This window comes from Rhodococcus sp. ZPP (genome assembly GCF_017656075.1).
GTDB lineage: Bacteria > Actinomycetota > Actinomycetes > Mycobacteriales > Mycobacteriaceae > Rhodococcus_F > Rhodococcus_F oxybenzonivorans.
On the sequence record NZ_CP058640.1, the window covers coordinates 121792 to 144424 of the forward strand.

The 22633-nt window shown below is 64.0% G+C and carries 13 protein-coding genes and 3 pseudogenes; 10 read left to right on the forward strand and 6 right to left on the reverse strand.

All coding sequences use genetic code 11. From position 1 onward, the window contains the following. Nucleotides 1–95: 95 nt before the first annotated feature. Together HYG77_RS36150 and HYG77_RS36155 are read right to left on the reverse strand one after the other, a co-directional pair. Nucleotides 96–1301 carry an IS4 family transposase gene (locus tag HYG77_RS36150; RefSeq protein ID WP_208964377.1) on the reverse strand — a complete coding sequence of 402 codons (1206 nt, stop codon included), beginning with the start codon at nt 1299–1301 and terminating at the stop codon, nt 96–98. A gap of 649 nt (nt 1302–1950) precedes the next feature. After that, complete coding sequence (locus HYG77_RS36155) at nt 1951–2247, reverse strand: antibiotic biosynthesis monooxygenase (RefSeq protein WP_208964378.1); 297 nt, start codon at nt 2245–2247, stop codon at nt 1951–1953. Between the two features lie 103 nt (nt 2248–2350). Here HYG77_RS36155 and HYG77_RS36160 point away from each other — a divergent pair, with 103 nt between their 5' ends. After that, nucleotides 2351–3349, forward strand: a complete 999-nt coding sequence (locus tag HYG77_RS36160; protein WP_208964379.1) for a helix-turn-helix domain-containing protein — start codon at nt 2351–2353, stop codon at nt 3347–3349. 1529 nt (nt 3350–4878) lie between these two features. Here HYG77_RS36160 and HYG77_RS36165 read toward each other — a convergent pair. Further along, nucleotides 4879–5421 (reverse strand): DUF779 domain-containing protein, encoded by a 543-nt coding sequence (locus HYG77_RS36165; RefSeq protein WP_208964380.1) that lies wholly within the window; start codon nt 5419–5421, stop codon nt 4879–4881. Beyond that, nucleotides 5421–6944, reverse strand: coding sequence for an aldehyde dehydrogenase (gene adh / locus HYG77_RS36170; RefSeq protein ID WP_208964381.1), 1524 nt, complete (start codon nt 6942–6944; stop codon nt 5421–5423). The genes HYG77_RS36165 and adh overlap by 1 nt, the downstream gene beginning before the upstream one ends. A 664-nt stretch (nt 6945–7608) precedes the next feature. Here adh and acs point away from each other — a divergent pair. From acs to HYG77_RS41085, 5 genes are all read left to right on the forward strand, one after another. Then, nucleotides 7609–9600: an acetate--CoA ligase gene (acs, locus tag HYG77_RS36175; RefSeq protein ID WP_208964382.1), complete on the forward strand. Its 1992-nt coding sequence runs from the start codon at nt 7609–7611 to the stop codon at nt 9598–9600. A gap of 276 nt (nt 9601–9876) precedes the next feature. Beyond that, nucleotides 9877–13422: a serine/threonine-protein kinase gene (locus HYG77_RS36180; RefSeq protein WP_208964383.1), complete on the forward strand. Its 3546-nt coding sequence runs from the start codon at nt 9877–9879 to the stop codon at nt 13420–13422. 793 nt (nt 13423–14215) lie between these two features. Further along, a complete protein-coding gene (locus HYG77_RS40290) occupies nt 14216–14404 on the forward strand; it encodes an IS110 family transposase (protein ID WP_244461557.1) in 189 nt (62 codons plus the stop codon). 180 nt (nt 14405–14584) lie between these two features. Beyond that, nucleotides 14585–14941 carry a transposase gene (locus tag HYG77_RS40295; protein ID WP_244461558.1) on the forward strand — a complete coding sequence of 119 codons (357 nt, stop codon included), beginning with the start codon at nt 14585–14587 and terminating at the stop codon, nt 14939–14941. A gap of 603 nt (nt 14942–15544) precedes the next feature. After that, nucleotides 15545–15709, forward strand: coding sequence for a hypothetical protein (locus tag HYG77_RS41085; protein WP_348273609.1), 165 nt, complete (start codon nt 15545–15547; stop codon nt 15707–15709). Nucleotides 15710–16610: 901 nt separating this feature from the next. Here HYG77_RS41085 and HYG77_RS36195 read toward each other — a convergent pair. After that, on the reverse strand, nt 16611–17537 hold the full coding sequence (locus HYG77_RS36195) for a GAF domain-containing protein (protein ID WP_244461559.1): 927 nt from the start codon (nt 17535–17537) through the stop codon (nt 16611–16613). 603 nt (nt 17538–18140) lie between these two features. Here HYG77_RS36195 and HYG77_RS36200 point away from each other — a divergent pair. The 3 genes and pseudogenes from HYG77_RS36200 (at nt 18141) to HYG77_RS36210 (ending at nt 21565) form a co-directional block, all read left to right on the forward strand. Further along, nucleotides 18141–18917, forward strand: coding sequence for a 3'(2'),5'-bisphosphate nucleotidase CysQ (locus HYG77_RS36200; RefSeq protein WP_208964384.1), 777 nt, complete (start codon nt 18141–18143; stop codon nt 18915–18917). A 342-nt stretch (nt 18918–19259) separates the two neighbouring features. Beyond that, nucleotides 19260–20451 (forward strand): annotated as a pseudogene (locus HYG77_RS36205) (IS630 family transposase). Nucleotides 20452–20500: 49 nt separating this feature from the next. After that, nucleotides 20501–21565 carry an IS630 family transposase gene (locus HYG77_RS36210; protein WP_208964385.1) on the forward strand — a complete coding sequence of 355 codons (1065 nt, stop codon included), beginning with the start codon at nt 20501–20503 and terminating at the stop codon, nt 21563–21565. Nucleotides 21566–21567: 2 nt separating this feature from the next. Here HYG77_RS36210 and HYG77_RS40300 read toward each other — a convergent pair. Beyond that, nucleotides 21568–21752: pseudogene (locus HYG77_RS40300) on the reverse strand (IS630 family transposase); the annotation flags it as partial. Nucleotides 21753–22062: 310 nt separating this feature from the next. On the opposite strand from HYG77_RS40300, the pseudogene HYG77_RS36215 reads away from it, so the two are divergent. Further along, a pseudogene (locus tag HYG77_RS36215) lies at nt 22063–22579 on the forward strand (IS30 family transposase); the annotation flags it as partial. Between the last annotated feature and the right edge of the window lie 54 nt (nt 22580–22633).

The window sequence follows — 22633 nt, forward strand, 5'->3', positions numbered from 1 at the left end:
CGACGCGGGGGTTGGCTCGGAGTCGGCGTGCCGGGTTGACGCGGCGCAGTAGTTTGGCGATGCCCTGATCCCACAGTCGGATGACTGCAGTGTGGTTATGAGGGGGAAAAAGAACTGTGGGACAGCGATCGTCGGGTGATCCGCAGGGCGGCGATGAAGGACATCCGGTCGGGGTCGTGACGGCCGGCGGTTGCGGCGTCGCGCATCAGGGTGCGGATGGCGTAGTGGCAGCAAAGGTGCCCCCAGATTTCCTGGCGGACCAACGGTGGGGATTTCGACCGCAGGACGGCGCGGGGGCCGCGTTGGTGGGTTTTGAGTTCGTCGAAGGTGTTCTCGATTTCCCAGCGCTGGGCGTAGGCGAGGGCGAGTTCTTCCGCGGGTGCGTCGGAGGGGTCGAGGATCGTGGTCAGCAGTCGGTATTGCTCGGGGTTTTCCCGTCCGTCGCCCTGGGTGTAGTCGATTACGCGCACCGTGAGCGGTGTGCGTTGCTGCCGATCCGTGCCGGAGGTCGGGACGATTTGTGCCAGCCAGGATCCGTCGTCGAGGGTCTCGAGGTGTCGAGGTGTGAGGGTCGATGTGACCCTCCACAGCAGGTCGGCGCCGGTGGCGGCCGCTCGGGTCCACATGTCGAACCCGTAGAAGCCGCGGTCGGCGAGCAGCAGCATCCCGGGTTCGAGGGTGTCCATCAGGTCGTGTGCCAGCTCCCGCTCGGAGGTGCGGCACGGTCCGATCGCGGCGTCGAATACCGCGTGGGTGCCGCATTCGGCGACCGCCACCAACCGTGCCTGCGGGAACGCGGACTTCTCGCCGCGGCTCGATGCCGGCCGCCCGAAATGCTCGACGTTGGCCGGTGTATCGGGCAGGTCGAGGCAGGTCCCGTCGAGGGCCACCAACCAGCGCCCCGCGAGCCAGGATCCGGGTGTATCCGTGTCGGCGAGAGGTCGGGCGACCCGGCGGAACAGCTCCCGCACCGGTTCGTATCCCAGGCGTGAACGGGCCTGGAAGATAGCCGATTTCGTCGGCGGCGACCAGGACTGCGACCATCCTGACGACCACGACAAACCGTCGGTGAGCTGCTCGAAGACCTCCTCGTAGGAGCCTTCCGAATTCAATGCCATCCCGATCGCGAAATACGCCGTCACACGAGCGGTCAACGTCCGACTTCGCTGCTCCCGACGACCGCATTCCGCGATCACCTCATCGACCAAGGACGCGGGAAACACCCTGGTCAACAACCCTACCGACACCACATCCGATAACCGCCGATCCGATACCGGCTTCACCCATCCACTCCGAGGCACGCCTCATCATAACCCAAGCCTCACTAACTGAACGGTATTGGGCTTAGACCACTGGGGGTCGGTGGAGCGGCGGCGGCATTCCAGAGTCGGTGAGGGCCATGAGCCAGCGACCAAAGACCTCAGCCGCGACAGCTTCGAGGCGGTGCCCGAACTGGGTAGCGTCTCGTCGAGCGGCGTTCAGGTCGACTCCGGTTGTGGATAGCTCATGGGCTGCGTGTTCATACAGAACATCACGCGGCGTATGGGCTCTGGCTTCGGAGAAGTCCCTGACCCTGCGGCGCGCGGTCCACGTCACCGGTGTCGGCCGGTTGCGGAGGCACACGAGGATCGGGGACTGTTTCCCTGACTGTCGTCCCGCGTCGGGGTTAAGCCGTGAACACCCGATCGGAGGCTTCGGCACGAAGGTGATGTTCGTCGTCGCCCGGTGTGTCCGAATGGTTTGGTCAGCTCGTCGAGAAGGATGTATCCCCCGTAGCCGAGGCCGGCGACGGCGAGGACCGCGGCGTACAGTCGGTCGAGCATCAGTTCTCCGTATCGGTTTCGGAACCCGAGTCGGCCAAGTGTGCCGCGGCGCGTGCGCCACGGACCCCACCCGTTCGGCTAGGTTTCCGGGCAGTATTCGCTGACCATACGTTCGGAAACCTGGCGACTACTTGACGGCGATGACGTCGACGGGCCGAATGTCGGGATCCCGGGCGAGTAGTTCGGGGCCGACCTTCCCGAGTGCTTCGGGGATGGGGCCGGTCAGGTGCGCCTGTCGGCCGTCCTCGTTTTCAAAGGTGTCGAAGATGCCGTAGGTGGTGTCGCTGATCTTGAACGCGTACCAGGTGACGGTGCCGTTCTCTGCCGCCGCCAGTGCGCGTCCCTGTTCCAAAAATGCGGCCAGTTCTCCGCCCTTTCCCGGCTTGGCCTCGAGCAGCGCCAGTAGTCCCCTGTCGATTGCCATGATGTCTCCTCGTGGTCGGTTCCGGCTGCGTCCACCTCTGACGTTAGGGGCGCCGAAGGGCGAGCGGGGCGGCGGATGCGCCACTTTTGTTACCGTTTCCGTCATGAGGGTGGCGGTTCTCGCCGTGGACGGCATGTTCGATTCGGGCCTGAGCGTCATGCTCGATGTCCTGGCGACGGCCGACGCCCTGCGCGGCGACTCGGAGGCCGTCGAGCCCCCGTTCACGGTGACACCGGTCGCCGTCAGGTCGTCGGTGCACACCGGTCACGGACTGACACTGGCGACCACGCCGCTGGCGGAAGTCGCGGAGCCGCCCCACATCCTCGTCATGCCGGCGATCGGGGTGAAGACCCCAGCGCAGATCGTCGACGTGGTGCGCGGGCATCCGGCCCTCGACTGGGTGGTCGAGGGGCGCAGCGGGGGCGCCGCCCTGGCCGCGGCCTGCAGCGGCACCTTCTTCCTGGCCGAAGCGGGCGTGCTCGATGGGCTGGCCGCGACGACGAGCTGGTGGCTCGGGCCGGCGTTCCGCGCCCGCTATGCACGCGTCCACCTCGACGAGCGCCGCACCCTCACCCAGGACGATCGGGTGACGACGGCAGGGGCAGCGTTCGCCCACATCGATCTTGCACTGACGATCGTCCAGCAGCACAGTCCGGCGCTGGCCGACCTGGTGGCGCGGTACCTCCTGATCGGGGACCGACCGTCTCAGGCCATCTTCGCCGTGCCGTCCCTGCTCGCCACCGCAGATCCCACGATGACCGCGTTCGAACGATGGATCCGCGACCATCTCGCCGAACCGTTGCCGATCAACGGTGTCGCGCGTGTGATCGGGGTCAGCGAACGAACGCTGCAACGCACCACCGCCGCAGTCCTCGGCATGTCACCGGTGGAGTTCGTCCAGGAGATCCGACTCGATCAGGCGACGTTCCTCCTACGCACCACCCAGCAGAGCGTCGACACGATAGCTGGCGCGGTGGGGTACCGGAACGCGGCCACGCTGCGCGCGTTGATCCGCCGTCGACGACACACGAGCATCACCGAGATCCGTCGTGGCAAAGACGCATTCGGACCCGCACATCACCAGGGTCGGGCCGGAAGGTAGTCGGCGCTGGCGCGGAAGAGGCCATTCCGCGGGCGAATGGATATCGCGCAGGCACCCACCCAACTGGTGGCGAGATTCACCTACTCAACTTCCCGCCGCCGAACTTTTGCCCAGAACATGTGGTCCTATGCCGGTATCGCCCCGAAATCACCGTCACACAGTCGCTCCGATTGGCCTACTTCGTTCGGGCGGCATCAGGACCGTGCTCAGCACTACTGTTCCCGGGGTGATGTGGGGACGACACGAAGCGGTGAACGCCAACGTGATGTTGAGTCGCTACCCAGTACCGATGTTGCCTGAACACCCGCGAACTGCGGAGCTGAGCATTCAACCCGCCCATGGACAGGGCATCCGTCAAGGTGTGTACGGCGCATCCGTGCCACTCATGGGCGTTGTCAAGGGCGAAAATCTTCACCGCGGTCGGGTCTCAATATGAGACAGGATGGAGACTTCATGCCCTGTGCAGGCACCCTCCGGGCCCGCGTACTCGAGGCCTCGGCGGGACTCATCCACGACAGAGTGGAGTACTTGTGGGGTGCCTGCGGCCGGCAGGGATGCCCGGGTGCAGCCGTTCAGCCGTTGTGCCGCCCAGCCGTCCGCAGCACTGGTCAGTGGTGGTGAGGCGCCCGCTTGCGGTTGCCTGCGGTCGGGCGCCGGGAGGCTCGAGCCGGTGAGGCTGCCTGCCGCCCAGGATGAGCGTTTGTTGGGTCTGGCTGGGTGCCGGTGAGTGCGGTGAGGACGCAGGCGAGATCGGTGACGGTGAGGGTGCTCGGGGCCGGGGCCGGGGCCGGGGCAGGGGCAGGGGCCGGGGGCGGGGGCGGGGGCGGTCCGGGTTCAGTGCGGGGACGGCCGTGTGGCCGGTGGTTTCCTGTCATCGACGTGGCCTTTCGTCGCCGGAAGAGCGGGGATGAGGGGTTCGCTGTAACCCAGCGGCGCACGCAGCGAGAAGACGGTGCTGGAGGGAGTCGCCGAGGGCCGGGAAAGGGTGCCGGACGCTATTTTGCAGGCGCTGAAAGTACTGCGTCTCGGTCCACCTGAAGGTGGCGAATGTCTTCGGCGCTGCCGGCGCCGAACTGTGCCCACCGGGTGGCGCTGTGAATCGAGTGTCGCGCTGCCTCGGCGGTGGTGAAATCCGGGTCGAACGGACTGCCCGCGGTCGGTCCGTTGCCGCTGCGACATGGTCCCCGCGGCTGCGGCCATGAGGGACCTCCACGAGATCGAACGAGGCGTGCAATTTTGCCCAAGTAGCAGCGCGTCGGCCATCTGGGCTGCGGTATCTGTTGCCCCGGTCGGGTAACCAGGTGCGCATCAGATCGTCGCGCACGGCGGGTCGGTCGGCGGGTTTACGCTGCTACTCAAGGCGGCAACGAGCCAGACCCGCGCGGAGGGTGTAATCGGATACGCGCACATGGCGTTTGCCCTGTGCCCGTTCGTCGAGACAGTCATAGTGGTTGGCCTTTCCCCATTCCCGCTCGCTGTTCCGCGGTGGGAGTCGTGGCGAACTTCGAGGACCTGCGGCGCTTCGGGTGCTAGGGACTCTCGCGGCGGGCAGGCACGGGGCACGCCTCCACGGCTTCGGCGACCACCTGCGGCTCGGCGGACGGGGCGGGCCGCCAGCCCTGCTCCCACCGCTCACCGACGATGACGTCTTCGGCTGCGAGGCTGGTGTTCTCCTCGGTTGTGAAGGCGCGGGCCCGGCTGAGGAACCGCATCCCTTCGGGGCTTTCGACGCTGAAGCCCGACCCACGACCCGGCACGACGTCGAGTACGAGCTGCGTATGCTTCCACGCCTCGAACTGCGAACCGGAAATCCACACCGGAACCGCGTCGACGCCCTCGGGGCGCGTCGGCAACGTCTCGCCGACGCCGAGACGGAGGTCCAGGACGCCGAGCAGCACGTCCCGGTCCCCCACGATGAACTCGCCGTCCGGGTAACACATCGGCGCGGAGCCGTCACAACATCCACCCGACTGATGCATCATCAGCGCGCCGTGGATACCGCCGAGGCGGCGGAGAAGCTCCACCGCCCCGGCGGTTGCCTTCAGGCGCGCGGGCGCCCGAACCGCGTCCATCAGAAGAAGCCCTGAGCCTTCGCGGCGTAGCTGACCAGCAGGTTCTTGGTCTGCTGGTAGTGCTCGAGCATCATCAGGTGGTTCTCACGGCCGATGCCGGACTGCTTGTAGCCACCGAATGCGGCGTGCGCCGGGTACTGGTGGTACGTGTTGGTCCACACCCGGCCGGCCTGAATGTCACGGCCCGCGCGGTAGGCGACCCCGCCGTCACGCGACCACACACCGGCTCCCAGGCCGTACAGGGTGTCGTTGGCGATCTCGATGGCCTGCTCGTAATCCTTGAACGAGGTGACCGACACGACGGGCCCGAAGATCTCCTCCTGGAAGATCCGCATCTTGTTCTGGCCGGTGAAGATGGTCGGCTGAACGTAGTACCCGCCCGACAGATCGCCGCCGAGCTCCGCGCGCTCGCCACCGGTGATGACCTTGGCGCCCTCACCCTTGCCGATCTCGATGTAGGACAGGATTTTCTCGAGCTGATCATTGGACGCCTGCGCGCCGATCATCGTGTCGGTATCGAGCGGGTCACCCTGACGCACGGCCTTGGTGCGAATGGCGGCCATCGCCAGGAACTCGTCGAAGATGTCTTCCTGGATCAGCGAGCGCGACGGGCACGTGCACACCTCACCCTGGTTGAGGGCGAACATAGTGAATCCCTCGAGTGCCTTGTCCTGGTAGTCGTCGTTGGAGGACAACACATCCGAGAAGAAGATGTTGGGGCTCTTGCCACCCAGCTCGAGGGTGACCGGAATCAGGTTCTGCGAGGCGTACTGCATGATGAGCCGGCCCGTGGTGGTCTCGCCCGTGAACGCGATCTTCCTGATCCGGGGGCTCGACGCCAACGGCTTGCCCGCTTCGACACCGAAGCCGTTGACGATGTTCACCACACCGGCAGGCAGAAGGTCACCGATGACGGAGATCAGGTGCAGGATCGACGCCGGAGTCTGCTCGGCGGGCTTGAGCACTACCGCGTTTCCGGCGGCCAATGCCGGCGCCAGCTTCCACACGGCCATCAGGATGGGGAAGTTCCAGGGAATGATCTGGCCGACCACGCCGAGCGGCTCGTGGAAGTGGTACGCGACGGTGTCGTTGTCTATCTCCGACAGCGCCCCCTCCTGCGCTCGAATGGCCCCGGCGAAGTAGCGGAAGTGATCCACGGCCAACGGAATGTCCGCGTTCAGGGTCTCGCGGATCGGCTTGCCGTTGTCCCAGGACTCGGCGAGCGCGATGGATTCGAGGTTCTCCTCGATACGGTCGGCGATCTTGTTCAGGATGATCGCGCGCTCGGCCACGGACGTCTTGCCCCAAGCCGGTGCCGCGGCGTGAGCGGCGTCGAGCGCGAGCTCGATGTCCTCGGACGTAGACCGGGCGACCTCACAGAACGGCTGGCCGGTGACGGGTGTCGGATTCTCGAAGTACTGGCCCTTGACGGGCGCAACCCACTGGCCGCCGATCCAGTTGTCGTAACGCGATTGGAAGGACATGACGGCGTCGGGCGAACCCGGGCGGGCATACACACTCATCGAAAAGCTCCTGGTCGTGGACTTCAGTGGATTCTGTTGTGACCTACGACACTAAAAGTCGTACCGTTGCAACTACGTTGCAACTCTGCTGGGTGCACCTTTGTCAGGTCCCTGGTCGGTAGCGGCCACCGACAGGTCGAGAAGCAATGTGAACCACCACCTCGGTAGTCAGAAGCTGGTACGAGAACATGGTGACCACAAACTTGGTCACCCATATTCGCGTATCAGGTCCGGGTAGCACCGATGCCCGCATATTTCAGACTATGGGCGTTCAACCGCAGATGTGCGCGATACCCTTCCACCTCCTGCCGTGCGATCGACACCGAGTGGCTTGTCAAGCCGACCGCCGCCGTCCGCTGTGGAGAAGTCTGGTGATCGCTTGACGGCCGTGCCACCCGTTCGGACGTGGTGGCTGCAAACTCCCGCTGGGAACTCAAGACAGGGATCCGTGAGTCCTAGCGACCAAGTTTCGACTTGCGCACTGTGGCCTTCGCGGGGGTGGCGGTCTTGATGCACTTGGAGGCACCACAGTGGCGGACGGACGCTTTACGTTGCCGTTGACTCGAGTAGCAAAGGGGCTTGCAACCGTGTTGCAACGGTGTCCGTGACTACGCTCACGTGCTAGATGTGCCGTTTTCGAGACTGGAAAGAAGGCCGGGCCACAATGACCAGTGCAGCACAGGCGAACGGGTCGACGGAGAAATCCGCACAGCCGGATGCCGTCCCGCAGGTGTACCCGCCGAGCCCCGAGTTCACCGCGACCGCGAACGCCGGACCCGAACTCCAGGCCGAGGCAGATGCCGATCGCCTCGCATTCTGGGCGAAACAGGCGCAGCGACTGCACTGGCACGCACCATTCACCGAGGTCCTCGACTGGTCCGATGCCCCCGTGGCGAAGTGGTTCGTCGGCGGCCGGCTCAACGTCGCATTCAACTGCGTCGACCGCCACGTCCTCGAAGGCAACGGCGACCGCGTCGCCATCCACTTCGAGGGCGAACCCGGCGATACCCGCGACCTCACCTACCACGACCTCCTCACCGAAGTGAGCAAGGCGGCCAACACCTTCAGCGACCTCGGACTGGTCCCCGGCGACCGCGTCGCCATCTACATGCCGATGATCCCCGAGGCCATCGTCACCATGCTCGCCTGTGCACGCCTGGGCCTGACCCATTCCGTCGTCTTCGCCGGTTTCTCCGCCAGCGCCCTGCGCTCCCGCATCGACGACGCCGAAGCCAAACTCGTCGTCACCGTCGACGGCCAATGGCGCCGAGGCCAGGCCGCCCCCCTCAAACCCTCGGTCGACGACGCTCTGGCCGGCGCAGCCGATGATCCGACGGATGCTGGCGCCGAATCCGTCAGGAACGTGCTCGTCGTCAAACGCACCGGCATCGACGTCGACATGGCCGAGGGCCGGGACCTGTGGTGGCACGACACTGTCGAAAAAGCCTCCGACACCCACGAGCCGAAGCCGTTCGACTCCGAACATCCCCTGTTCATCCTTTACACCTCCGGCACCACCGGAAAGCCCAAGGGCATCATCCACACCTCCGGCGGCTACCTCACCCAGGCCTCCTACACCCACCACAACGTCTTCGACCACAAAGTCGGACAGGACGTGTACTGGTGCACCGCCGACATCGGCTGGGTCACCGGGCACACCTACATCGTCTACGGACCGCTGTCCAACGGCGTCACCCAGGTGGTCTACGAAGGCACCCCCAACTTTCCCGACGAGCACCGCCACTTCCAGATCATCGAAAAGTACGGTGTCAGCATCTACTACACCGCTCCCACCCTGGTGCGTACCTTCATGAAGTGGGGCCGGGAGATCCCCGACGCCCACGACCTGTCCTCGATCCGGCTCCTCGGCAGCGTCGGCGAACCCATCAACCCCGAGGCGTGGAAGTGGTTCCGTGAGGTGATCGGCGGAAACACGGCACCGATCGTCGACACCTGGTGGCAGACCGAGACCGGGGCGATCATGATCTCCCCGCTCCCCGGCATCACCGCCACCAAACCCGGATCCGCCATGGCACCGCTGCCCGGCATCTCCGCCAAGATCGTCGACGACGACGCCAAGGAACTCGGCAACGGCGAATCCGGCTACCTGGTGCTCGACAAGCCGTGGCCGGCGATGCTGCGCGGTATCTGGGGCGACATGGACCGCTACCGCGACACCTACTGGTCCCGCTACCCCGAGCAGGGCTGGTACTTCGCCGGTGACGGCGCCAAGTACGACGAAGACGGCGCCCTGTGGGTCCTCGGCCGCGTCGACGACGTCATGAACGTTTCCGGCCACCGCATCTCCACCTCCGAGGTCGAATCCGCCCTCGTCGGACACCACGGAGTCGCCGAAGCCGCCGTCGTCGGAGCCGCCGACGAGACCACCGGCCAGGGCATCGTCGCGTTCGTCATCCTCCGCGAAGGCGTCGAGAACACCGGCGACGACCTGATCGCCGAACTCAAAGCCGAGGTCGCGCGGGAAATCAGCCCCATCGCGAAGCCGCGGCAGATCACCGTCGTCCCGGAACTACCCAAGACCCGCTCCGGCAAAATCATGCGTCGACTACTCAAGGACATCGCCGAAGGCCGCGACCTCGGCGACACCTCCACCCTCGTCGACCCCAAAGTCTTCGACGCCATCCGCGGCAAGTAGGGCGCTCCGACGCGTACCCAATCACAACAGCGGGCGGGCTTGCCCGCGGCCGAGGTCGGGTGCGGGCTTGCCCGCGGCCGAGGTCGGGTGCAAGCCGCCGGAGGGTCCATTTCGAGCAATCGGCCGCCTCTGATTAGACGCGAGGTTGCCGACCGCTGGTAATGCCTAACTCCCAGGCACTGAACAGTGATCGGCCGTGGGGGTAATCTCAACGTTCGGCATAATGAGTGGTAGGACGATGTTAGCTGTATCGCAAAGCGCAGAGGTGAGTCGCTTGTGACCGACTCTGAACCGGGTGTGGATGCGCGCCAAAAGAACGCTCTTACTGTGGCCGACCTTGAATCGGAGGGCTTCGAAGACGCCCGAAAGATTGGGCAAGGGGGGTTCGGCGTCGTGTATAGGTGTCTTGAGCGTGCCCTTGACCGCGTCGTCGCGGTCAAGGTCCTGTCGGCAAACTTCGACAGCGACAGCCGTGCTCGGTTTCTCCGTGAGCAGCGAGCAATGGGCCGCCTTTCCGGCCATCCCAATATCGTCGATGTCCTTCACACCGGGGTGACCTCGACTGGGTACCCATATATTGTCATGCCGTATCACCGGCGGGATTCGCTGGATGCGTCGATTCGTCGATACGGTCCCCTGGGATGGCATGAGGCGCTTCGGGTTGGGGTCAAGCTGGTCGGTGCCCTCGAGACCGCGCACCGGGTGGGGATACTGCACCGCGATATCAAGCCCGCAAATATCCTACTCACAGAGTACGGAGAACCTCAGCTTAGTGATTTTGGCATCGCCCGCGTACCTTCCAGCTTCGAGACGGGCACCGGTGTGGTGACAGGGTCTCCCGCCTTCACCGCACCAGAAGTGCTTGCTGGTGAATCCTCGACCATCGCCTCCGAGATATACGGTCTCGGTGCCACACTGTTTTGCCTGATCACCGGGCACGTTGCCTTCGAGCGACGAGCGGGTGAGCGCCTCGTCTCCCAATTTCTGCGGATCTCGACTAAGCATGTTCCGGAGATACCGCGCGAAGGAATCCCCGATGATGTGTGCGCCACTGTTGAGCGAGCGATGGCACGTGATCCGTCCGACCGCCCCACGTCAGCAGCCGAATTCGGGGAGCAACTGCGCGAGCTGCAACGCCGCCATGGCCTCGACGTCGACCATATTCCGCTCCCGGCCGCACTGAGGCTCGAAGAACCGCCGTCCCCAAAATCGACCGCGAGCCCGTCAAAAGAATCCGGCGACAAGGCCACCCAGCTTGATGTGGGATCACGACGATCTCCGACACGCTCGCACCGGTATCAAAGGAGAACGCCACCGAGCGCCTCGGCGAAGTACCGGCCACCCACCCTGGTCCGCACTCTTGTCGAGCGCGACAGGCTCATAGAGCGGCTACACGGCGCACACCGGCGTCGGTTGATCTTGATTCACGGCCCCGCAGGCTTTGGAAAGAGCGCACTGGCCACCCAGTGGCGTGACGCCCTCGTCGACGAGGGGGTACATGTAGCCTGGCTGAGCATTGATTCTGACGACAACAATGTGGTCTGGTTCCTGGCGCACCTGGTCGAGTCAATCCGTCGCGTGCGTTCAGACCTGGCAGGCGCGTTGGGCGAGGCACTCGAGGAACAGGGCGACGAGGCCGAACGCTACGTACTCACTTCTTTGCTCAACGAGATTCATGACCGCGGGACGCGACTGGTCGTCGTCATCGACGACTGGTCCCGAGTAACTGACCCCGCGACGATTGGCGCAATGGGATTTCTGCTCGACAACGGCTGCCATCACCTTCAATTTGTCGTGACCAGCAGGACCCAGTCGGGTCTTCCGCTCGGCCGGATGCGCGTGCGAGACGAGCTGGTTGAGATTGACTCGGCCGCCTTACGCTTTGATGCCGACGAATCCAAACGGTTTCTGGTCGACATTTGCGGTCTGGTGCTCGAACCGGAGAACATCGCGGATTTGTGTGAGTCCACCGATGGGTGGATCGCCGCCCTGCAATTGGCGTCGCTATCCTTGCGCGATCGAGCGGACCCAACCGAATTCATCAGCCACTTGTCCGGTCGCGATCGCGCCATCGCCGACTACCTTGCCGAGAACGTTCTGGATTCCCTTGAGCCGGACATTCTCGATTTCATGCTGGTTACGTCTGTGAGTAAGCGAATATGTGGTGATCTCGCCTCGGCGCTCACCCACGTCGATCGGGGACAGGCCCTGCTCTACGAGATCGAGGAGCGCGATCTGTTCCTACATCCTTTGGATGAGGACAGGAAGTGGTTTCGCTATCACCATCTGTTCGCCGATTTCCTGCAGCGTCGGCTGGAGCGTGACCAACCAGGGCGGCTGACCGAACTTCACCGTTGCGCATCGCGCTGGTTCGCCGATGATGGACAACTGAGCGAAGCTGTTGACCACTCGCTGGCTGCGGGTGATGCGGGGCGGGCGGTCGATCTGGTCGAGGCGCAGGCCTCCGGGCTTATCGAGCATTCCCGGATGGCCACACTGCTCGGATTGATCGCCAAGGTGCCGTTACAGCTGGTGAACTGTCGTCCGCGTCTCAAACTCGCCGAGGGCTGGGCGCACGTCTTGCTCCACCACACCCCTGCGGTGGTACAGAGGACGATGGAGTCCGTTGATGCATCCCTCGCCAGGCTGCCCGCCACGGACGGCAACGTCCAAGACATGCTGGTCGAGGCCTCACTCATCCGAGGCGTCGCGGGCGGATTCGAGGACCGAATAGACAATGTGGATCAACGGGTCTCGGACTGCCTCGTGCGGCAGGACACACTACGCCCGTTTGTTCTTTCTGTCGCCGCCGACCTGGCTTCCTTCGACGCGATATATCACTTCAACTTCGACGCCGCACGCCGATGGCAGGGCTGGGCGGCGCCACTCCACGCGCGAACCATCGGCCCTCTGGTCCCTACCTATGGGTATTGTTTCGCCGGGATTGCGGCTAACGAGCAACTCGACATCGAGGCGGCCGAGTCCTACTTTCGCCAGGCCCTCGAGCTTGCACAACGATCGAGTGGACGTCATTCGTACGCCACAAGGCTGGCCGGCGCGGTCCTCGGCGATCTGCTGTACGAGCAGGGCCATGTCGACGAGGCAGAACGACTGCTCGACGAGAGTCATCAACTCGGCTCCGAGGGAGGGCTAGTCGATTTCATGCTCGTCACTTATGGCACTGGAGCTCGAATCAAGGCCCTCCGCGGCGATCGCGAAGCAGCATCCAGCCGGCTCGACGAAGGAGCCAGAATCGCCCACACCCTTGGACTCCCGCGGCTGGCGGCGCGGATCAAGAATGAGCGGATCCGGTTGGGACTTTCCCTTACTGATGTGCGAGACAGGAAGCTTCAACCATCTCATGCCGGCACGGACTCGTCGGGCGTGCTGCTAGCCGGTGCGGACGGAATCGCGACCATCACCGCTGAGCTGGAAGAGGACTCTGCGATCCGCTTGTCGCTCGCGTACGGCGCTTTCGCCGAGGCGTGCAGGCGGTCTGAGGCACTACTGCGGAATCTAATGTCACAGGATCGTCCGAGAGCGCTGCTGCGGGCACAGCTCGGTCACGTCGCCGCGTTGTTCGCTGCAGGTCGCATTGATCAGGCCAAGGACGAGGTTATTCCCCTTGTGGCCATGTGCGCCGAACTCGGATTGGTTCGGATCGTATGCGACGAGAACCCGCAGATCGGCCGACTCATCGCCTTGCTCAACGAGGACCACAGGCAACATCAGTTGCGGTCACCGTGGCCAACGGTGCCTACATCCTTCATCGACGCGGTGTTGGCTGACTTGAATAGGACAGCACATTACTCCGACGGGTGAAACGTGCGACCGAAAACTCTCTCCAGATCTCCGGCGAGAGGGCGGACGACCGGCGGGTTCGGTGAGGCCGAGGGCGGAAGGTCAGCCCCGTCAGCGCCCGCGCCGGCTCGCCGAGATGGACCCGATCGCCGGCCGCTGCTACAGCGTCGTCACGTTGGCATCCCCAGCTCCGCCGACGTCTCCAACCGCACTATCACGAACCCACCGTGCGACAAGAACCATCAACTGGCCGAACCCGCTGACCACCCTCAGATTGCAAGATCATTTATTAGTTCGGAGAAGAGCGGGCCACGCGGTCTGGCTGGCGGAAGTGGCGTGGCAGGTGTCGGCCGTAGCTGGTGCGGCCCCCCGAGTCCGCCGGCTACGCGACCTCACCCTACAGCCGCGCTCTGGTGCATCTCGCCTACCATGAACATGGGACCACATCCCGCTCCTCGTGGTTCCCGGCGAATGCTGGGGGTGTCATATCCACACGTGTCGGAGGAGTGAGTATGACGGAAAACAGTTCGTTGGATCGATCTGCACCGGCAACGCTCGGTGATCCTCCGGCAAACCGATTCCGGTGAGCAACTCGCGGTGGCGCGAATCGTCAACGCCCCCGCTTCACTGGCCCTGCAGCTTGAGAAGGCCGGAGAGCATCCGGAGGTGCGCTCGAGGCAACCTATGGCTGGTACTGGGCGGCCGACGCTGCAGGCGGCCGGTGCCACGGTGCACCTTGCGCATCAAGGGATCCGCTACAGGCGGGTGAAGAACGACGTTCGCGACGCCCGGGAATCTGGCGGATCTGTTGCAGATGCACCGGTTGCCCGAGGCATGGATCGCCCCGCCACCGACACGGGAGCTGCGGGAGTTGGTGCGCTACCGGGCCAAGCTCGTCGCACTGCGCACCGGCCTCAAGGCCCAGGTGCACTCGGTGCTCGCCAAGGCCGGGGTGCTGATCCCGGTGTCGGACCTGTTCGGCGTCGAGGGCGGGGACGTCTGAAGCAGGTGCCGCTCGGTGTCGCGTACGCGCAGCGGATGATGTCGCTGCTCAAGCTGATCGACGTCCTCGACGTGCAGAGGGACGATTCTCGACCAGATCGCCGCCGAGTTGCGGGGCCATCCCGGTTATCGGGCGATTCAGCAGCTGCCCGGGTAGCACCTCTGGTGTTGTTCGTTTTCGTTGGCGCCACCCCTGGCGGCGGTGTTCATCGCGGAGATCGGTGACGTCCACCGCTTCGCCGGCCCCAGCCAACTGTGTTCGTGGGCGGGTCTGACCCCAAGCACCTTGAGTCCGATACCCTCGTTCGCGGAGCACATCACGAAGCAGGGCTCCAAGCTGGTGCGCTGGGCGGCGGTGGAGGCCATCCAGCGGCAACCGGCCGGCACGAAGACCTCGGTCGACCGCAAACGCATCGAGGCCCGCCGTGGCCGCAACATCGCCAAGGTCGCCGCGGCCCGCAAACTGCTCATCCTCGTCTACTACGGGCTGCATGACGGACAGATCCGCGCGCTGGCGCACCACAAGGCGGCGGCGTGAGCATCCCGGACGCAACACGCGCGCGGCCGCAATCAGGTCTGCCCCCGTGTCAACGGCGTGGTCGTCGTTCTGAATGACCCCGCGTATTGCCAGCGCACCGCTCCATGCCCGCACCGCCGGGCGAAGAGATGACCGACAGCCGAGGGAAGCCTGTCCCAAACCACCAGCATCACATTGGACCATTCACTCCCACAACCGAATCATCGTTTGCGGGGCCGTGACCAGTCTGCGCCGGGCCGGGCCACGGTCAAGACCGTTCGTCCTCACTGCGCTGCGGGCGCTCCGTCCTGACCGAAGGGGCTCTCACCCAGCGTTGCTCACATAGAGGCCGAAAACGGGCAAAACATCAGGTCGGACAGGAATTGACAGAACCCCGCCCTTTCAGGGATGACCCGATTTTTGCCACCCTCATGGGACCACTCAGATCGCCAGTTATGGGACCACCGTCCCGTCCGATGGCTCGTTTGCTCGTCGTGTTGGGATTTCCGGTCACGGACGCTAACGGATTTTGGGAGGTCAACGTGAAAACGAAGTCAAGCAAGTGCTTCGGTATGCCCCGGGTCCCGGCCGCGGGATTGCGCGCCATCGCGCTGCACTGCGGGGGTGGACCGCAAAACGGCCCGGCGGTATGTCGATGCCGCCCAGGCCGCGAGGCTGCTGCGCACCGACGGGGTCGAGGCGCTCGACGACGGGCTGATCGGTGCGGTGATCGAGGCGGTGCGCCCGGCCGCCCGAACGGGCACGGGTCCGCCTGGGACCAACTGCTGAGGTTCGAGGACCAGATCACCGCGTGGGTAGCCGGCGAGGGGAACCATCCACCGTTGACGATCACCAAGATCGAAACGCTGCTGGCCCGCCAGGGCAGTGCGGCGGCGGCTGCTCGATGACCGGTTGCCCTGGACGCGGATGCGGGCGGTCTACGGCTGCTCGGGCTGGTCCGCCGCTACGGGCCACTCTGATCGCGGAGGCGATCAGCCCCTTCTCCCCACAAGCGACGCCTCGCTGACATCGTCGACCTGAACACCGTTGCCGCCACCGAGTTGATCGCCGAGACCGGGGTCGACATGACTCGATTCATATCCGCCCCGCATCTTGGTGCGCCTAGGTGAAGTTTTGCCCGCAGACACCAGTCCGCTGCCAGTCCATGAGCAACGGCTCGCGGCAAGGGCGACCCCTGGCTTGTCGGGCACTCTTGGCCGCAACGCGTTTGCCAACTCCCGCGCCGACACCTTCCTCGTCACCCGCTATCGGCGTCTCGCGCGACGCCGCGCCAAGCAGAAGGCTATCGTCGCCACCGGCAACTCAGTACTCACCGTCGTCTACTACGTGCTCCGGACCCAGACGCCGAACTCTCTGACCTCGGGCCCGGATACTACAAATCCAGGATCAACAAACACCGCCGCTCCTGCGACCTCGCCACCCAGCTCAGGCACGCACCGCCAGCACATCGCTGTCCACGCCCGGCAAAGCTGTCATCACCGACACTGCCGCCTGATCCCAAACTCCACGCGGAAGAACAACACAACCTGGCTTGCGCGGGCGCCTTCGGCCTGCCCAACTCACCATCCCATTTTCGGGTCCGGGTCAGATGTCGACCGTAGTCCGTGTCGCCAACGGCAATGTCGAACCCGAGAGGTGAAACGATGGCAGGCGTCGCGGGCGACCGCAGTCAGTCCATCGAGGAGATCGGCGTAGCAGCCCCCTGGAAAGAACGGGACTCTGCCGGAGGCTCGATGGGAGGCGGTCCTGCCGAGCAGCGCCAGCGCACGGGGGAGTTGACATGCACTGGGGGCGCGCCATACCGCAGGAGCCTGCGATCTTGTGTCGATGGGGATTTTTCCGGCGGAAGCAATACTCCACCCTCAGCGGGGCTCTCGACAGCAAATGGTGTCGAGAGGGCACCGGCGACCATGCTGTGGTCCTGCAAACGTTGTGTGAAGACACGTGGGATCTCGACCTCTCCCCACGATTGAACGGCGAGTAACCGCTGCTCGATCTCATATGCCGCGGATCGGGCCAACATGGTGAGAAGCGGTTCCCCACCGTTGTCAAGTAAGCCAGTCAGGTCCAGCGCACCGAGAAGGGCGCCGGAGATTGGGTGGATGATCGGGGAGCCGGCGCACGTCAACCGGTCGAGACGCTCGGAGTAGTGTTCCGCACCCCTCACTAGTGCAGGTTGGCGGGTTGCGAGCGCCGTACCGATCCCATTGGTCCCGGCAAACTGTTCGGAGTAACTGTATCCGGGGACGAGTAGAACGCCATCGAGGGTCTTGTACAGGAACCGGCTGAGGACGGTTCTACTGAGCACCACTCCGTCAGCAGAGGTCAAGATCACGCTGACTGGTTCGTCCGCTAATCCGTCTGCTAGATGCCGCAGGACCGGCGCCGCGGCCAGCCCCAGCGGGTCGTCCAGATTCGGTCTACGTATGAAAGGTGGGTCGAGGTGATCGGCTTGTACACTCAGCGCCTGCGATCGACGCCAAGACGTGAGAATGCCCTCTCGCACCGAACTTTCGTCCTGCTGATCAGCGCACAGGAAATGTTCGCGCGCACTCTGCGTATCCTTGAGCGCCAGCACGGGTCGACACTCTGTCATCGTGTTCACCACCTCGCACTCCGCTGAGCAAATCCCCAGCGAATCGGGTCGAGGCTCTCTCTACTTCTTCAGTATAGATGGTGGCCCCTCGCGTCGATGTCTCGCACGTGGAAGTTGCACGCACCTCAGGCCAGCAGCACGACCTCGCCCGACGGCCGTGTAGGCAGGGAGTCCTTATCGCAGGGGCTTCGTTTTCCAGGCGCCGGCATCGATGCGCATGTTCGCTCCCGCGACGACGCTCCCCGCCCTTGAGATCAATCACACTCATTCCGGAAGTCGGCCGACGGCGGGCTGGCCCGCCAAGCGTGTCCACCTGACGCCCTTTCACCCCGCGGGTGGGCTCCTCATATAGCGATTGGTGTTGGTGTATGCCTGCAGACAGATTCCTTGGTCGCAAAACGCTCCTTTGCGTCGCACCATCCGGTAGCCATGATCCTGATTACGAGGAGATCCGATTCGACAGATAAATTCACCGACGAAAGAGCGAACATCACGGGACTCGATCGCCGTCGTTGCCTACGAACACAGAGAGAAAGGATGGTGATGTGCCATTTAGGCGGGACGATACTGTCCAGTGAACACACATGGCAGGAGCATCGAACGATGACGAGTTGGACGAGCGAAACGACAGGGAATGTGACGGACGCAAGATTGGCCTCCAGTATCGCTGTGGAGGCGGGGAACCTGCTGTTGAGACTGCGCCAGGAGCGAGCCGGTGCGATCAGCAGTCGAGCGCTCGGGCGGATGGGGGACGAGTTGTCAAACGTGCTATTACTCGACAGGCTCGCTGTCGCCCGCCCCGACGATGCGGTGCTGTCCGAAGAATCGATCGACGACAAGTCCCGGTTGAACTCCGACCGGGTGTGGATTATTGATCCACTCGACGGCACACGTCAATATGGAATGCTCGGGCGCGAGGATTGGGCAGTGCATGTCGCACTGTGGGATGCGCGCCGCGGTATCATCGCCGCTGCTGTCGCGCAGCCTGCTCTCGGTGCGGTGTATGCCAGTGATGACACCGCCAAATACTCCCAGATGGTGACCTCGGATCCGCTTCGAATTATGGTTAGCGACAGCAGAATACCCGCGTTCGTCGACACAATCGAGAAGGTGCTCGGCGCGCAAATCATCCAAATGGGGTCCGCTGGGGCTAAGGCGATGGCGGTACTCCGTGGCGAGGCGGATGCGTACGCGCATGCCGGTGGTCTATGGGAATGGGATTACGCAGCGCCGGTTGGAGTTGCGCAGGCGGCTGGGTTGCATTGCTCACGTTTGGACGGAAGTGCGCTGCGTTATAACGAATCAGATCCCTATCTCCCCGACCTGCTAATTTGCCGAACGGAAGTCGTGGACCGGATCTTGTCGGCGATCGCGGGATGATCGTCAGGCCAGATCAGCGCCGCCCCCTCTCCATTGGGGCGCTACTGGGACCTCCGAGACAACCAAGTGACCGCGTTCGGACTGTCGCGTAGCGGCGACCCTCTGTAGTCCAAATGGAACGGAATGCAACGTTTTTCTCGACTCCACGATCAACTCATCTAGTGTGTCGGTCCGGAAATTATCACTGTAATTACCTATGGTGTTGTAGTGGCGGATTTCGGGCGTGATGTCGAGTTTGTGTTGACCGGTGACGAGCGTGATCAGCTTCTGGCCTGGTCCCAGGGACCGTCGAGGTCGGCGATGCGGGCGCGGATCGTGCTGGCGTGCGCCGAGCCGGGGGTGGTGTACGAGCGGCTGGCCGCTGATCTGGGTGTGACGACGATGACGGTCACCAAGTGGCGCAGGCGGTTTGCGCAATCTCGAGTCGACGGGTTGCGCGATGAGCAGCGTCCGGGTCGACCGAAGTCCGATCTGGTGCTGACCGAGGGTGAGCGGGAGCAGTTGACGCGCTGGGCGCGACGAGCGAAGACCTCGCAGGCGTTGGCACTGCGGTCGAAGATCGTGCTCGGGTGCGCGGCGGGCGCGTCGAACAAGCAGGTCGCCGAGGATCTGCGGATCACGCAGAGCACCGTGGCGCGGTGGCGGCGCCGGTTCGTCGCCGACCGACTCGAAGGCCTGGTCGACGAGCCCCGCCCCGGCCGGCCGCCGTCGATCCTTCTTGACCAGGTCGAGGACGTGGTGATCGCAACGCTGGAACAGACACCGCCGAACGCGACGCACTGGTCGCGAACCTCGATGGCGAAACGCAGCGGCCTGTCGCGCACCACGATCGGCCGGATCTGGGGCAAGTTCGACCTGAAGCCGCATCTCGTGGACGGGTTCAAGTTGTCCAGCGATCCGCAGTTCGTGGACAAGGTCGTTGATGTTGTTGGTCTGTACCATAATCCGCCGGAGAAGGCCGTGGTGATGTGTGTGGACGAAAAATCCGGCATGCAGGCGCTCGATCGATCCCAGCCGGTGCTGCCGATGATGCCCGGCATGCCCGAACGGCGCAGTCACGACTACACCAGGCACGGCATCACCAGCCTGTTTGCAGCCTTCAACATCGCCGATGGCACGGTGATCTCGGAGATCCACCGGCGGCACCGAGCGGTGGAGTTCAAGAAGTTCTTGATCGCCATCGACTAGGCCGTCCCCGCTGACCTCGACGTCCATCTGGTCTGCGACAACCTCGCCACCCACAAGACCCCCGCCATCCGCGCCTGGCTGCAGCGTCACCCTCGATTCCACCTGCATTTCACCCCGACCGGATCGTCCTGGATCAACCAGGTGGAACGATGGTTCGGGTTTCTCACCGACCAGATGATCCGCCGCAGCGTTCACAAAAGCGTTGTCGCACTGGAAAACGACGTCCGGACTTGGATCGACAACTGGAACCAAGACCCCAAACCCTTCGTCAAGGCGCAAGACCGCGGAGGAGATCCTCGACTCCCTCACCAAATATATGGCGAAGATTCCCGGACCGACACACTAGTGCGGCGTGGGGTAAGTGATTTGACGGTCTTTGTTTGAGACAATGAGGCATGCGAGCTGCTCCTTTGGTGTTGCGTGACGGAGATCGGGATGTGCTGACCGCGTTGGCGCGGTCGAAGTCGGTGCGTGCAGATTTGGCGCAGCGGGCGCGGATGATGGTGTTGGCGGCAGACGGGGAGTCGAATGCGCAGATCGCGCGGACGGTCGGGGTGTCTCGGCCGACGGTGATCCTGTGGCGTTCGCGTTATGAGCAGTTCGGGACCGCGGGGCTCGAGGACGAGTTGCGGTCGGGGCGGCCTCGGAAGGTTGACCACGCCGCGATTGTGACCGCGACGTTGGCTCCGCCGCCGAAGAATCTCGGGGTGACGCACTGGAGCAGCCGGTTGCTCGCCGACCGATTGAAGATCAGTAACACCACGGTCGCGGCGGCATGGCGCGAGTACGGTGTCAAGCCCTGGCGCAGTGAGACGTTCAAGTTCTCTACCGATCCGGAACTGGTCGCCAAGGTCACCGACATCGTCGGGCTGTACTTGAATCCGCCCGACAACGCGATCGTGCTGTGCGTGGACGAGAAGTCGCAGATCCAGGCCCTGGACCGGACGGCACCGATGCTGCCGATGCGGATCGGTTCGGTCGAGAAACGCACCCACGACTATGTCCGACACGGGACCTCGACCCTGTTCGCAGCCCTGGACATCGCTACCGGGAAGGTCACCGGACTGTGCAAACCGAGGCATCGTCATCAGGAGTTCCTCGTCTTCCTCAAACACCTCGCCCGCGCCTACCCGGACCGGGAGCTGCATCTGGTGATGGACAACTACGCCACTCACAAGAAGGCCGAAGTCCGGGCGTGGCTGGCCGAACATCCGCGTATCCATGTGCATTTCACGCCCACCTCGGCATCGTGGATGAACTTGGTGGAGGTGTGGTTCGGGATCATCGAGCGTCAGGCCATCCACCGCGGAACCTTCGGTTCCGTCAAGGATCTGACCACCAAGATCCGCGCCTTCATCAACGGATGGAACACCCGCTGCGCACCGTTCGTCTGGACCAAGACTGCCGACCAAGTCCTTACCAAGGCAAACCGTCAAGATACTTCAACAACAAGCCACTAGTGTCACGCGTCGGAAATTCGTGAGATATATTGGCGAGGGAATCGAGGATCTCCTCGGCGGTCATGTGTCAGACGAACGGATTCGGGTCGTCGTTCCAAGTCTTGATCTATTTGCGAACGTCTTTCTCCAGTGCTGCAACATTTTTGTGTACACCACGGCGGAGCAGCTGATCGGTCAGGAATACGAACCCCTCACCACTCAGTTCACCCGCCAAACCCGAAGGGCCTGGGTGCGACAACGATCCCATCAGGACTGATCAATCCGAGGAGCGGGTACGGTAGTCGGCGGGACACCCTCCGGCCGCTGGATCCGCCGCTACCGGGCCGGCGGATCGGAAATGTTGCAGCAGAGTTGATTCCGACGGCGCCCAGCCCGCCGAGGCCCGCAAGGTCCGGCCCACCTGAGCGGCGGTGCGGGCCGGGTTCTCCCGTTTCAGCGACGCCGCAAACTCGGGTGTCGCCGGTGTCGGTCGGCGGCGACTCGCCCGCAGGAAGGGAATCATCGGGACCGGCCGGTGCGCAATTGGCACGCTCGTCGAGCGCAGCAGCCGATCCACGATCCTCCGTGCGCCTGCCTCGGCTGGAGGGCTGGGGCGAGAAGCCGCCGTGAAGAACGGTCCTCCCTTCGGCGGCTACGGCGCCGCCGCGATGAACGCCGCACTGACGACATTGATGAACACCCTCCCCGAACAGCTCAACAAGACCCTCTCACCTGGGACCGGGGGAAGGAACTCTCCGGTCATGCCCAGTTCGCACTCGATACCGGCACGAGAGTGTTCTTCGCCGACCCGCAGTCGCCCTGGCAACGACCGACGAACGTGAACACGAACGGCCTGTTGCGCCAGTACTTCCCGAAGGGCACCGATGTGTCCAGGTGGTCCGCCGGGACCTTGAAGTCGTCGCCCTGGCGATCAACAACGGGCCCCGCAAGCTCCACGACTGGCGAACCGCGGCCGAGGTCTTCGCCGAACAGCTGCGCTCACTGCAACAGCCAGGTGTTGCATCGACCGGTTGAAGCCGCCCAATATCGAGCTGTTCGCTACACCCAGCACCTCGCCGACGCCGGCGC